The organism is Clostridium vincentii (assembly GCF_002995745.1).
In the GTDB taxonomy this organism is placed as follows: domain Bacteria; phylum Bacillota; class Clostridia; order Clostridiales; family Clostridiaceae; genus Clostridium; species Clostridium vincentii.
This window is the reverse complement of the sequence record NZ_PVXQ01000008.1, coordinates 52,508-65,816: the sequence shown is the minus strand read 5'-3', so window position 1 is coordinate 65,816 and position 13,309 is coordinate 52,508. Positions and strand designations below refer to the sequence as shown.

The following is a 13,309-nucleotide window of genomic DNA, read 5'->3' as shown; positions in this document are numbered from 1 at the left end:
CAATATAACGGTTACTCCCGTAACTATCTAACAAAATTTTGCTCGAAAGTTCTGCTCCAAGACCATCTTCATAAAGCTTAACGCCGCTAATTTTCACCAGTTATTAGCTCTCTTTAGACTCTCTACTCCATTACTCTTCTTTTCTTTGCATTTACTATATTATGATAAATCAAAAAAATTTCTATGTCAACTTTTCAGCCCTCATTATAAGTCTTATCAGCTACCTTCTCTAATTTTGGATATATGATTAACATTACTGCAACAATTATTATTATCATAACTCCAAAAATAATTAAGTAGTTTTTAACTAAGAACGTTAGACCGCAAAGTAATCCTGCTATTATCATCACGATAAGCAATAGGATTAGTGGTAAATAGTTTTTCTTAAACATAGCTCTCTCTGTTTCCCAATCTAACCTTGGCGATTTATAATCTAAATATAATTCAATTAATGATATTACAAGAATTGATAATATTGCAATTACAGTCCCAAGTATTATTAAGCTCAAAGGCAACTCTAGTGCAACCATCATTCCTATTACAATTACAGCTCCTAGCTCATTTACTAGCAGTGAAGATATTATTTTAGACAGTAACTGTTCTTTAGATGAAACTGGAATATACCTAGAAACCATAAAATCTTTTCCTTCTCTAGATATAGCCGTGCTGGCAGCTCCCCCAGTAGCAATAGCTAAAGTCGCAAACCCGAAAGCAGCCACAAGTGCAAATCCATAATATTCTGTACTTTTACTAAGAAGTTCTCCTATATTAGAACCTCTCGCAAATAATCCCATACCCATAATTGCAGGCATATAGACTAACATTACAATACAATTTATAAAGAACTGTGGAGTTCTAAACACTATTTTAATATCTCTCATAACTAATGCTTTTACTGGAGAGCTGGTCCTAACAAATTTATCTACATTTTTTTCTTTGAATATATTTTCTTTTTTGCTATAGGTTTCAGAACTTCCCACAATTCCTTTATAATATAAATTACCACCTACAATATAATATATCCCAAAGGCAGCGATACTAATTATTAAAGCTGCCATAATAAATAGTAGCCCCTTTAATTCACCACTGTATAATAGTCCACGTGATGCGAACTTACTGGTAATTAATACGTTAGTAACTGTATCCATCAAGCTATTATTACCACTTGCCATAAGATTTGCCATAGACTCATCGCTACCGACTGCCCCTGATTGAGTAAATATATTAAAAGCAACTATCCCTGCTAACATTAAGGTTCCGCAAAACATTCTAAATGCATCCTTATGTTTAGCTAAACTAGTAAACCTCATAAGAAACATACAAATTAAAGATGCTAATATCATAGGCAAAATAGGCGTAACAACTAACGCTAAAACAATATATATATAATAAACCAAGGTAGCTTTACTTGCTATTCCGTATGCTATTAAAGGTAAAAGTAAAAATACGGCATACATATACATATCAATTAAAACTGACAAAAATTTACCAAATATTATTTGAGACCCTTTAAAAGGCAATGGTAAAATTTGTTCTACATCATTAGAAAAATAAAAAGTGTTCATTATTGTATTTATTCCAAATATGAATGTAATAGTTGCGCCTAAAAATAAAAGGATACTTAGAAGATATCCTTCTTGTCCAATTGAGGCAAGAGGTCCATATAATGCTCCTACAATAAATGCGAAGGGCATGGATAATAATCCAATACATAAAACCATACCAAGTGCTATGAGCCAAGGATTAATTTTACTTTTTCCAAAAGTTTCTGCAAGGGCATTTTTAAGAAAATATTTTGTTAATAATTTAAGCCTCTTCATTGTTAGTCAACTCCAAGAACATTTCCTCAAAGGATTCATTTTCTTTACACTTTTCTTTCATATTCTCTAAGGTTCCATTATATATTAACTGCCCTTTATTAATTATTGCAACCTTATCACATAATTTTTCAGCCACTTCTAATACGTGAGTTGAGAAAAGAACTGTATTCCCTGCATCAGCATGTTCTCTCATCATCTCTTTTAATATAAAAGCTGATTTTGGATCTAACCCTGTTAAAGGTTCATCCAATATCCAAACCTTAGGTTTATGCAGAATTACTCCCATTACAATTACCTTTTGTCTCATTCCATGAGAATAGGCTTGAATTTTGTCCCCCAAAGCTTCATCCATACCAAATCTCTTTGATAATTCTGTTATCCGGATCTTTCTTTCACTTTCTTCAACGTTATAAACATCCCCCATAAAGTTTAGATACTCTATACCTGTAAGCCTTAAAAACATGTCTGGACTATCTGGAACATAACCAAATTGCTCCTTTACTTTTACAGGATTGTCATTAATGCTTATACCATTTATCTTAATATCTCCAATAGTCGGTTGAACAACGCCAGTTATCATCTTAATCGTCGTTGATTTACCAGCTCCATTAGGACCCAACAGACCAAATATTTCTCCATCCTGAATCTCTAGATTTAGGTTATCTACAGCTTTATTGCTACCATTGTAAGTCTTTGTGATATTTTCAATACTTATCATTTTATCCACGCCTCCTAAATACATTATCTATAACGTTATCATATTATGGATAAAATTTCTATTTCTTTTACCTTAAATTTAACTTAAAATAAGTATTTTCACCATTAGAATAGCCATTATTATAGCTACCATATCTGCCATAATAGCCGCCCATATGGTATGCCTTGTTTTTTTTACTTTTACAGCTCCAAAATAAATAGTTACTGTATAAAAGATAGTCTCTGTAGTTCCCATAATAACTGAAGCTATTAATCCTAGTTCGCTATCTGCTCCATAATTTTGAAGTATATCAGTGAAAATGCCAATAGCTCCACTTCCCGATAAAGGCTTTATTATAACTAAAGGAATCAATTCTCTTGGAAGTCCTACCATTCCCACCACTGGAGCTAAAATATTATTTATAATATCCAAAAGATTAGCTTGTTTAAATATTTGTACTGCTACTATCATAGCTAAAAGATAAGGGAATATATTATAGCAAACCTTAAGGCCATCCTTAGCTCCTTCGATAAACCATTCGTATACCTTCCTACCCTTTATCATTCCATATCCAATTATGATTACAACTATTATTCCAATAATGCTCTGACTTAAATATTCCCCCATAGAATCTCCCCCTAAAAATACTTTTGCAGTATTTTACAACAAAGTATGCCAACTATAGATGCAGTAGCTGTAGAAATTATTGCTGGTAGTATTATTATTCCTGGATTGCTAGAATTGCAAGCAGCTCTAATTGAAATTATAGTTGATGGTACCAGTTGGATACACGCTGCATTCATAACTAAAAAAAGAGCCATGTCGTCACTTGCCCTGTCCTTATTAGGATTAAGCCTATCCATTTCTTCCATAGCTTTTATCCCGAAGGGAGTTGCGGCATTAGACAAGCCCATCATATTTGCAGTTAAATTCATAACTATAGCTCCAAGTGCCTTCTCATCCTTTGAAGCTTCCTTAAATAATAACTTTAGAACAGGTTTCATAAGCTTGGCCAACTTCTCTGTTAAGCCACTTTTTTCTGCGACTTTCATTACTCCGCACCAAAAGCACATAATTCCTACTAAGCTTAAAATCAATTTAACCGTAGAATCTGCTGAATTTACAATAGTTGAGGATATGTCTCCCCCCTTACCAGTAAACAATGAAACAACAGTCCCTAAAAATATAAGTCCAAACCAAATGTAATTTATCATTTTTCCTCCAAAGTTCCTTACTATCCCTTAAAATATATGCCTTGCACTTAAGATTTAGTCGTGATAGGATAATTATATAAATTATTCAAAAGGAGAGCGAATATATGGACGAAGCTAACTTGAAAATTGCTCAACAAGACATTGAAGATGCATTAAAAACTGTGGAAGAAATAGAAAATGTTGCTAATGATGCTACTTTATCTAAAGATTCAATAAAAGAAAAGTTTGTATGTTTAAATGAAAAAGTTAAGAACTTAGAAGCTATATTGAAAATAGAAGGTATCCTATAGTACATAATTTTGCGTAAACTGAATAAAAGGAACCTTAACTTATTATATATCTAAGTTAAGGTTCCTTTAATTATGTCTTTTATCTATTTAAGATTATCTACTGCAGCTCTCTCAATGGCGAGTCCCTTGGTGTAACATTTAATAAATTCGTTAAACCCGTCAACATCCTTAGGATCAGGATCCATTTTTGTACCCATTTTCCCTGCAAATATTTTCTGTGTGAGATAATCCTCTAATGTCTCATTCTCTGCTTTGTTTAGCATATAGGACGCAAGCAATGCAATACCCCATGCTCCGCCTTCTCCGGCAGTTTCCATAACAGAAACAGGAGCATCCATAGCGGCGGCCATGATTTTCTGGCCTACATCTTTGGTCTTAAATAAGCCACCATGACCTAGAATTTGATCTAGTTGAATTCCTTCTTGTTTAAGAAGAATATCCAAACCAGTTTTTAGCGCGCCTAATGCTGTGAATAAATTAACACGCATGAAATTAGCTAGAGTGAAATTACTTTCTGGTGAACGCACAAACAACGGACGTCCTTCTTCAAAATTCGTTATATGTTCACCAGAAAAATAATTATAAGCCAATAATCCGCCACAGTCTGAATCTCCTTCAAGTGCCTTATTATATAAAGTCGCAAACAACTTCGTCATATCAACTTCTACGCCCATTGCCTCTGCAAATTCTTTAAATAATCCAACCCATGCATTGAGATCTGATGTGCAATTATTACAGTGAACCATAGCTACTAGGTTACCGGTAGGTGTTGTAACTAGATCAATCTCTGGATATACTTTTGACAAATCCTTTTCAAGTACAATCATTGCAAAAACAGATGTTCCGGCAGAAACATTACCAGTACGTTTTGCAACGCTGTTAGTTGCGACCATCCCTGTTCCTGCATCACCCTCTGGAGGACAAAGTGGAATACCTGGTTTCAACTGTCCTGTGACGTCTAAAAGCTTTGCTCCTTCTTTCGTAAGAACGCCAGCATCCTCACCGGCTACCAAAACCTTCGGCAAAATATTCTCAAGTTTCCATGAGAAATTTTTGGAATCAATCAATTCATCAAACTGCTGAATCATATGTGCATTATAGTTTTTCGTATCTATATCAATAGGGAACATGCCCGATGCTTCGCCAACGCCTAAAACCTTTTGGCCTGTTAGTTTCCAATGTATATACCCTCCTAAGGTTGTCTGGAAACTGATATCGACTACATGTTCTTCCTTATTTAAGATAGCCTGATAAAGATGAGCAATACTCCATCTTTGAGGAATATGGTAGCTAAACAATTTTGTCAATTCTTCTGAAGCCTTTTCGGTAGTGCTGTTACGCCATGTACGGAATGGTACTAAAAGCTCTTCATCTTTGTCGAAAGCCATATATCCATGCATCATGGCGCTAAATCCAATTGCCCCTATCGTTTTAATGTTTACTCCATATTGTTGTTTAACATCCTCAGCCATCTTCTGATAACTGTCCTGTATCCCCATCCAAATATCCTCTAGGCTGTAAGTCCAGATATTGTTGGAATATATATTTTCCCAATCATAGCTACCAGAAGCTATAGGCATATTATCTTCACCGATTAGAACAGCTTTAATTCGAGTTGAACCAAGTTCAATACCAAGCGCTGTTTTACCATTGATTATAGCATTTTTTATCTCATTCATTCCTATACTCATAAAAAAACCTCCACTATATATCTATTAATTTAAAATAAAAGCAAGTTATGCAAATAAATCATTTTATTAACTGCAAAACTTGCTTCTATTATCCTATTATTTTTTTATTTTACATACTCTTCTTATTTTATATAATTATTTTGTTCTTCACTTTGATATATTTATTATTTTTTCTTAGTTATTTACCTGCAACCTTTACGGACTTTTCTACAACATTTTCTACAGTAAACCCAAATTGTTTAAATAAAGTATCTGCATTTCCTGATGCTCCGAAAGTATCTAATGATATAACATCTCCATCAAGACCTACATATTTGTGCCATCCAAATGATGTTAATGCTTCAACAGCAACTCTCGCTCTTACTGATTTCGGCATAACGGATTCCTTATAATCTTCATTTTGAGCGTCAAATAACTCAAAGCTTGGTAGACTTATAACTCTTGCATCTATTCCCTTAACTTCTAATTCAGATGCTGCTTTAAATATTAATTCTACTTCTGACCCTGATGCCATTAAAAGTATATCTGGAATGTCTTTCTTAGAGTCTTTAATGATATATCCACCCTTTAATGCTCTCGTAGGGTCTCCATCATATAGTGGTAACTTTTGTCTTGTTAGAACTAATGATGTTGGTGTAGTTCCATTAGTTACAGCATAATACCAAGCTGCTGCTGTTTCTTTTGAGTCAGCTGGTCTAAATACTGTCATATTTGGCATACTTCTAAGCGCTGCTAATTGTTCTATAGGTTGATGAGTTGGTCCATCTTCTCCAACACCAATGCTATCATGAGTTAAGACATATGCTACTGGTAGGTTCATTATTGCGGATAATCTCATAGCACCTTTCATGTAATCACTGAATACAAAGAATGTTGAGCAGAATACTTTAAGTCCACCATGAGCATACATACCATTAACGATAGCTGCCATTGCATGTTCTCGAACTCCAAAGTGAAGGTTTTGTCCGCTTCTATCTTCGTCTGAGAACTCTCCCTTGCCAGCCATATAAGTTTTATTTGAAGGTGCAAGGTCAGCTGATCCCCCTATTAAATTAGGGATTAACTTAGCTAATCTATTTATCATTATTCCTGAAGATTCTCTTGTAGCCATTTCTTTATCAAAACTCCATAAATCCTCATTATTCAATAATGCTTCTTTATCAATTTCGCCACTTAACCATTTAGTATATTCATTAGCTAGTTCTGGATAAGCTTTTTTATACTCTTTAAATAGTTTATCCCAAGCTTCTTCCTTTGAAACGCCCTTTTCTATGTATTCATTCATATTTGTGTATACTTCATCTGGTACATAAAATGCAGGTTCTGTTTTCCAACCAAAGTTTTTCTTCATTTCTAATATATTTTCATCACCTAATGGTTCTCCATGAGCTGAAGCTTTTCCTTGTTTTGCCGCACATCCAAAACCAATTTGATTTTTAACTATTATAATTGATGGCTTTGAAGTTTCTGCTTTAGCTTCCTCTATTGCATTTTCTATTGCATCAATATCATTTCCATCTGCAATTTTCAATACTTGCCATCCATAAGCTTCATATCTCATAGCAACATCTTCTCTAAATGCTATATCAGTACTTCCTTCAATTGAAATATTGTTTGAATCATATAATACAACCACTTTTCCTAGACCTAAAGTTCCAGCAAGTGATGATGCTTCTCCTGAAATTCCTTCCATAAGACAACCATCCCCACATATTGCGTAAGAATAATGATCAACTACAGTATAGTTTGGCTTATTAAATTTTTCTGCAAGATGAGCTTCTGCCATAGCCATACCTACTGCATTACATATTCCTTGTCCAAGGGGTCCTGTTGTAACTTCAACTCCTTTAGTATGAGCATATTCAGGATGTCCTGGTGTTAAACTACCTACTTGTCTGAACTGTTTAATATCGGAAACTTTTAATCCATATCCAAATAAATGTAATAATGAATATTCAAGCATTGAACCATGCCCTGCTGATAATACAAATCTATCTCTATTATCCCAAGTCGAATTTTTCCCATTATGGTTCATTTTTGTCCATAGTGTAAATGCCATACTAGCTGCTCCAAGTGGTAATCCCGGGTGACCAGAATTTGCCTTTTGAATAGCATCTGCTGAAAGCATTCTTATTGCATTAATCGATAGTTTATCTAATTCTCTACTCATATTGTTCCTCACTTTACTAATTAATTTTATTTTACTTCTATTATAGCATCTAATTGTTATTTTCCAAATGCTGCTGCCCAATCTGCCTTAAACTTTTCTAACCCTTGATCTGTTAATGGATGTTTTATCATTTGCAAAACTAAGCTATAAGGTATTGTTGCTATATCTGCTCCAGCCTGTGCAGCTTGAATAACATGAATTGGATTTCTAACACTAGCTGCTATTATTTCTGTTTGTATTCCATGAATTTCAAATATATCCGCAATATTTCTAACTAGTTCCATTCCATCCATTGAAATATCATCTATTCTTCCTAAGAATGGACTTACATATGTCGCCCCTGCATTAGCAGCTAACAATGCTTGTGTTGCTGAAAAAATCAAAGTTACATTTGTTTTAATCCCTTCGCTAGCTAAAACCTTAGTAGCTTTAAGCCCTTGAGCTGTCATTGGAATCTTTACAATCATATTTTTATGAATTGCTGCAATTTTTCTTCCCTCTTTAATCATACCTTGAGCATCTTCACTTATAACTTCTCCACTTATTGGTCCATCAACTATTTCTGTTATTTCCTTTATAACTTCATTAAAATCTCTACCTTCTTTAGCAATTAATGATGGATTTGTAGTAACCCCACTAATTACTCCCATTTCATTTGCTTCTTTTATATCTTCTATTTTTGCTGTATCTAAAAAAAATCTCATTTTAATACATCTCCTCTTTATTTTTTTATTTTCTATTGTCCATAATATGCATTTTCACCATGTTTTCTAAGATAGTGTTTATCTAAAAGGTGCTGTTTAACAGCTTTTACATCCTTGTTTAACGTAATTGTTTTATATGCCATTTCAGCTACTTTATCTAATACTACTGCATTATAAACTGCTGAATCAGCGTCTTTCCCCCAAGTAAATGGTCCATGATTTTTAACTACAATAGCAGGAATTTCTAATGGATTTTTATCTCCAATTGTCTCCACTATTACATTCCCTGTTTCTTTTTCATACTCTCCACTAATTTCTTCATCACTTAGGTCTCGAGTACAAGGAATATCTCCATAGAAATAGTCTGCATGAGTTGTTCCAAATGCTGGTATACACATTCCTGCTTGTGCAAAAGTCGTCGCCCATTCTGAGTGAGTGTGGACAACTCCGCCTATATTAGAATAAGTGTTATACATTACTAAATGGGTTGGCATATCGGTTGAAGGTTTATATTTACCTTCTACCACATTCCCGTCTAAATCTACAACTACCATATCCTCTACTTTCATAGTATCATAATCTACACCACTTGGCTTTATTACTACTAGTCCTTTCTCTCTATCAATTTCACTTGCATTTCCCCATGTATAAATTACAAGGCCTTTACTTCTAAGTTCCATGTTCGCTTTATACACTTTTTCTTTTAATTTATCTAACATAAAACATGCTGCTAAAACTTTATGAACTTTTATATATTTCATATTATTTTGCAACAGTCACCTCCTCAACTAAAAAATATTTTCGCATTGGTATACTTTTTCTTGCCATTACTTCATTTTAACGCTTAGTTAGCACCTCTTTTTTTCTTTTTTATTACTTCTAGCATAACAGCAAATATGATTATAGCGCCTTTTACAAATCTTTGTGGCCCTTGTTGTACATTCAATAAGTTAAGACCATTTGCAATTACACCAATTATTAATACTCCTATTAATGTACCAACAATACTACCTCTACCACCAGTCATACTTGTACCACCTATTGCTACTGCAGCTATTGCATCTAGTTCATATCCATCAGCCGCAGTTGCTACTGCCGATCCCATTCTAGCTGTTAAAAGTATTGCAGCAACAGCACAACATACCCCTGAAGTTACATAAACCAAAACTTCATATTTTGTAACATTTATACCTGAAAGTTTACTAGCTACTTTATTTCCTCCAATTGCAAACATATATCTACCAAATTTTGTGTATTTCAGTGTATACACACCAAGTGCAAATGCTATTATCATCACTACTACTGGCTTTGGAATTGGACCAATGAATCCTGCCATATTTTTAAAGAAGTCTGGCAATTGATATACCGGTTGTCCATTTGTAATTGTGTATGCTAACCCTCTTACCATTGTCATTGTACCTAATGTAGCTACAAAGGGTTGTAGTTTTACTTTTGCAATTAAGAACCCATTAAGACATCCAATCACTGCCCCAATTGCAATACCTATTAACAATGAAATTACTACTGGAATTCCAGCTCTCATAGCTAGTCCTATAACTAGTCCTGTGAAAGCAACTGTTGAACCTACCGATAGATCGATTCCACCTAAAAGGATTACAAAGGTCATTCCTACAGAAATTATCCCAATTACTGCAATTTGTTGTAAGACCCCGAAGAGATTACTTGTTGTAAGAAAATTAGGTGCAAATATCGACATTACTACTACTAAAATGATTAATGCTATTAACACCCCTAACTTATCAAATACATTATTCATATTAATTTTTGATTTATTCTTTTCCGTGCTATTTGTCATTGTTTTATTTAGCATCATATTTTCCTCCTCCAGTAGCATAGTGCATAATTTTTTCTTGACTTGCTTCTTTTCTATCTAGTTCTCCTAAAATTTCACCTCTACACATTACTAGTATTCGATCACTCATTCCAAGGACCTCTGGTAATTCGGATGAAATCATTATTATTCCAACTCCACTTTTGAGTAATTCATTCATAATATTGTATATCTCTTGTTTAGCTCCAACATCAATACCTCTTGTTGGTTCATCTACAATTAATATTTTTGAATTTGCTAATAGCCACTTTGCTATAACTATCTTTTGTTGATTTCCACCTGATAAAGTTCCTGCTTTTTGTGTAAAGCCCGTACATTTTATTCTTAGCTTATCTATAAATGAATTTGCCTCATTAATCTCTTCACCTAAATCTAATTTAGCTGGATTTGATAGAAACTTTGGAAGTGTACAAAGTGTTATGTTTTCCTTTACATCCATAGATAAAACTAATCCTTCATCTCTACGATTTTCAGTAATAAATCCAATTTTATTTTTTATAGCATCGGCTGGGGATTTAATACTTACTTTTTTTCCTTCTAAATACACTTCACCAGAGTCTATTTGATCTATTCCAAAAAGAGCTCTCATAACCTCAGTTCGTCCTGCTCCCATAAGTCCTGATACTCCAAGTATTTCGCCTTTTCTTAATGTAAAATTAATGTTCTCAAAAGATCCTTTTCTTTTTAAATTTTTAACCTCTAGTAAAATATCACCTTTTTCGATATCTATCTTAGGAAACTTATTTCCAATTTCACGTCCAACCATAAGCTTAATTAGCTCATTTATGGTTGTTTCATTCATATTAACCATACCAACAGTTTCTCCATCACGCATAATAGTAACTCTATCCCCTATTATTTTGAACTCTTCAAGTCTATGTGATATATAAATTATAGATACACCTTCTGACTTGATTGTGTGTATTATTTTAAACAAGCTATTGATTTCCTTATCTGTTAAAGCAGCTGTTGGTTCGTCCATGATTATAACATCCGCATTAACAGATAATGCTTTTGCAATTTCAACCATTTGCTGTTGTGCTATTCCAAGATCTGCTACCATTCCTTTTGGATCAATATCAACTTCTAGATGATCTAGCATCTGTTGTGCTTTTTTATACATATCCTCAAAATCTATTTTTCCAGGTATATTGGACATTGATTCTTTTCCCAAAAACATATTTTCTGCTACTGATAAATATGGTATTAAGTTAAATTCTTGGTATATGATAGCTATTCCTAATTTTTCGGCATCCTTTGGATTATTTATTTGTACCTTCTTTCCTTTATAAATAATCTCACCTTCATCTTTTGAATATGCACCAGCAAGAATTTTCATTAAAGTAGATTTGCCAGCTCCATTTTCACCAAGTAGAATTTGAACTTCACCTTTCACCGCTTCAATTCCAGCATTTTTTAATACCTTTACACCTGAAAAGCTCTTTTGGATTCCTTTCATTTGTAATATAATCTCTGCCAATGGTCTCCCTCCCTTTTTTAATACATGATGCAAATTATTTATGCATCATGTATTTTAAATTATCCCTGAGTTATTATTTTAGATATTCTGATACATTTTCTTTATCCACAATTATAGTTTCAATTTCATGCATTTTATTTTCAATTTCTTCCCCATTAATTGCTTTATCACAATCTACAATTGTTTCTTCACCAATTTTATGTGGGTTTGTATAAACACTTGCTGTACAAATCCCATCTGCTATATCACTTAGTGTATTAGGATTTCCATCAATCCCAATTGTAAGTACATCTGTTAAAGCTAAAGATTTACATGCTTGAGCTGCACCTAATGCCATTTCATCGCTTAATCCGTAAAAGACATTAATTGAACTGTTTGCTTGATACATATTAGTTGCTGCATTCATTCCTTTTTCACGTTCCCAGTTTGCTGCTTGTGTTGCTACAATTTCAATATTAGAATATTCTTTCATTTTTTCTAAAAATCCACCTTCTCTATTTTCAGTAAATACTCCTGGAAGGCCTTCTAAAACACCAACTTTAAATTTTGTATCCTTATACTTAGTTCCTAAATATTCAGCAACACTTTCTCCTGCTTTTCTTTGGTCATATCCTACATATGAATATACATCGGTTCCTTCTACTTCACTTTGTGAATTAAATATTATAACTGGTATATTAGCTGCATTTGCTTTTTCTACTGCAACTGCCATTGTCTTATCATCTGTTGTACATATTGCTATAGCTGATACTCCTTTTGTAATTGAATCTTCAACATTCTTTAATAGACCTTCATAATCATCTTCTTTTTGTGGTGCAGTAACACTTACTTCATAACCTAACTCTTCTGCCTTTTCCTTTGCACCGGCTATTGTTTGTTCATAAAATGAACTTACCATTGTTGGTGGGATAAATGCGATTGATTTCTTATCGCTTGATTCTCCTGACGTTCCGCAACTTACAAGACCAAAACCCATGGTTGAAATTGCTATTAGTGATAACGTTCTCTTAATTAAATTTTTTTTCATTTTAAATACCCCCTACAAATTTTGGCTTGATTACTGTTATATTAATGAAATTATAACCATTTGATTTTAATTGATAGGTTCTTTACTTTTAGTGTCTACCTCTAAACTGTAGATCTTATTTATGGTCAATAATCATCTATAACTCCTATCCGGTATACGGTTACATAGATTGCAGTTTTACGTCCATATTTTATATCAACAATTACTGTTCCTCCTGACTGAGTTCCATAATCAATTCCTATAACACATTCTGACTTTGACACTTTAACTCCACCTCCTTGTTTTATGTATGTACGTACAAGTATACGCATAATAATATTAAAATTCATCTTTGCTTCAGTAACTTGAACATTATAATTATTAT

13 protein-coding genes and 1 other annotated feature (1 of these 14 only partly in view) are annotated in these 13,309 nt (G+C 33.4%); of the genes, 1 reads left to right on the top strand and 12 read right to left on the bottom strand.

Annotation, left to right across the window (positions count from 1 at the left end):
* Nucleotides 1-155 (bottom strand) — a binding site (T-box leader); it reaches 93 nt to the left of the window's first position.
* Between the two features lie 39 nt (nt 156-194).
* From CLVI_RS05415 to CLVI_RS05400, 4 genes are all read right to left on the bottom strand, one after another.
* Nucleotides 195-1,820 (bottom strand): putative ABC transporter permease subunit, encoded by a 1,626-nt coding sequence (locus tag CLVI_RS05415; RefSeq protein ID WP_106059104.1) that lies wholly within the window; start codon nt 1,818-1,820, stop codon nt 195-197.
* On the bottom strand, nt 1,807-2,538 hold the full coding sequence (locus CLVI_RS05410; protein WP_106059103.1) for an ABC transporter ATP-binding protein: 732 nt from the start codon (nt 2,536-2,538) through the stop codon (nt 1,807-1,809). The genes CLVI_RS05415 and CLVI_RS05410 overlap by 14 nt, the downstream gene beginning before the upstream one ends.
* A gap of 78 nt (nt 2,539-2,616) precedes the next feature.
* Nucleotides 2,617-3,144 carry a spore maturation protein gene (locus CLVI_RS05405; RefSeq protein WP_106059102.1) on the bottom strand — a complete coding sequence of 176 codons (528 nt, stop codon included), beginning with the start codon at nt 3,142-3,144 and terminating at the stop codon, nt 2,617-2,619.
* 11 nt (nt 3,145-3,155) lie between these two features.
* The gene (locus tag CLVI_RS05400; RefSeq protein ID WP_106059101.1) at nt 3,156-3,731 is read right to left on the bottom strand and encodes a nucleoside recognition domain-containing protein; all 576 of its coding nucleotides are present in this window, start codon (nt 3,729-3,731) and stop codon (nt 3,156-3,158) included.
* 104 nt (nt 3,732-3,835) lie between these two features.
* Between CLVI_RS05400 and CLVI_RS05395 the strand changes: the two genes are divergently transcribed.
* Nucleotides 3,836-4,021 carry a hypothetical protein gene (locus tag CLVI_RS05395; RefSeq protein ID WP_106059100.1) on the top strand — a complete coding sequence of 62 codons (186 nt, stop codon included), beginning with the start codon at nt 3,836-3,838 and terminating at the stop codon, nt 4,019-4,021.
* Between the two features lie 83 nt (nt 4,022-4,104).
* Here CLVI_RS05395 and CLVI_RS05390 read toward each other — a convergent pair whose 3' ends face one another.
* From CLVI_RS05390 to CLVI_RS17385, 8 genes are all read right to left on the bottom strand, one after another.
* Nucleotides 4,105-5,712 (bottom strand): xylulokinase, encoded by a 1,608-nt coding sequence (locus tag CLVI_RS05390; RefSeq protein WP_106059099.1) that lies wholly within the window; start codon nt 5,710-5,712, stop codon nt 4,105-4,107.
* A gap of 178 nt (nt 5,713-5,890) precedes the next feature.
* Nucleotides 5,891-7,882 carry a transketolase gene (gene tkt, locus CLVI_RS05385; RefSeq protein WP_106059098.1) on the bottom strand — a complete coding sequence of 664 codons (1,992 nt, stop codon included), beginning with the start codon at nt 7,880-7,882 and terminating at the stop codon, nt 5,891-5,893.
* Nucleotides 7,883-7,938: 56 nt separating this feature from the next.
* Entirely contained in the window at nt 7,939-8,586 is a 648-nt protein-coding gene (fsa, locus tag CLVI_RS05380; protein WP_106059097.1) for a fructose-6-phosphate aldolase, read from the bottom strand.
* 32 nt (nt 8,587-8,618) lie between these two features.
* The gene (locus tag CLVI_RS05375) at nt 8,619-9,305 is read right to left on the bottom strand and encodes an L-ribulose-5-phosphate 4-epimerase (protein WP_106059147.1); all 687 of its coding nucleotides are present in this window, start codon (nt 9,303-9,305) and stop codon (nt 8,619-8,621) included.
* A 125-nt stretch (nt 9,306-9,430) separates the two neighbouring features.
* Entirely contained in the window at nt 9,431-10,420 is a 990-nt protein-coding gene (locus CLVI_RS05370) for an ABC transporter permease (RefSeq protein ID WP_242980570.1), read from the bottom strand.
* Complete coding sequence (locus CLVI_RS05365) at nt 10,407-11,918, bottom strand: sugar ABC transporter ATP-binding protein (protein ID WP_106059095.1); 1,512 nt, start codon at nt 11,916-11,918, stop codon at nt 10,407-10,409. Before CLVI_RS05365 ends, CLVI_RS05370 begins: the two co-directional genes overlap by 14 nt.
* 73 nt (nt 11,919-11,991) lie before the next feature.
* Nucleotides 11,992-12,945 (bottom strand): sugar ABC transporter substrate-binding protein, encoded by a 954-nt coding sequence (locus CLVI_RS05360; protein WP_106059094.1) that lies wholly within the window; start codon nt 12,943-12,945, stop codon nt 11,992-11,994.
* 125 nt (nt 12,946-13,070) lie between these two features.
* A complete protein-coding gene (locus tag CLVI_RS17385) occupies nt 13,071-13,208 on the bottom strand; it encodes a hypothetical protein (protein ID WP_170065599.1) in 138 nt (45 codons plus the stop codon).
* Nucleotides 13,209-13,309: the final 101 nt, after the last annotated feature.

Coding starts and splice junctions, on each gene's coding strand:
- CLVI_RS05395 (WP_106059100.1), top strand. CDS start 3,836: ATGGACGAAGCTAACTTGAAAATTGCTCAACAAGACATTGAAGATGCA.
- CLVI_RS05370 (WP_242980570.1), bottom strand. CDS start 10,420: ATGATGCTAAATAAAACAATGACAAATAGCACGGAAAAGAATAAATCA.
- CLVI_RS05415 (WP_106059104.1), bottom strand. CDS start 1,820: ATGAAGAGGCTTAAATTATTAACAAAATATTTTCTTAAAAATGCCCTT.
- CLVI_RS05375 (WP_106059147.1), bottom strand. CDS start 9,305: ATGTTAGATAAATTAAAAGAAAAAGTGTATAAAGCGAACATGGAACTT.
- CLVI_RS05390 (WP_106059099.1), bottom strand. CDS start 5,712: ATGAGTATAGGAATGAATGAGATAAAAAATGCTATAATCAATGGTAAA.
- tkt (WP_106059098.1), bottom strand. CDS start 7,882: ATGAGTAGAGAATTAGATAAACTATCGATTAATGCAATAAGAATGCTT.
- CLVI_RS05360 (WP_106059094.1), bottom strand. CDS start 12,945: ATGAAAAAAAATTTAATTAAGAGAACGTTATCACTAATAGCAATTTCA.
- fsa (WP_106059097.1), bottom strand. CDS start 8,586: ATGAGATTTTTTTTAGATACAGCAAAAATAGAAGATATAAAAGAAGCA.
- CLVI_RS05410 (WP_106059103.1), bottom strand. CDS start 2,538: ATGATAAGTATTGAAAATATCACAAAGACTTACAATGGTAGCAATAAA.
- CLVI_RS05400 (WP_106059101.1), bottom strand. CDS start 3,731: ATGATAAATTACATTTGGTTTGGACTTATATTTTTAGGGACTGTTGTT.
- CLVI_RS05405 (WP_106059102.1), bottom strand. CDS start 3,144: ATGGGGGAATATTTAAGTCAGAGCATTATTGGAATAATAGTTGTAATC.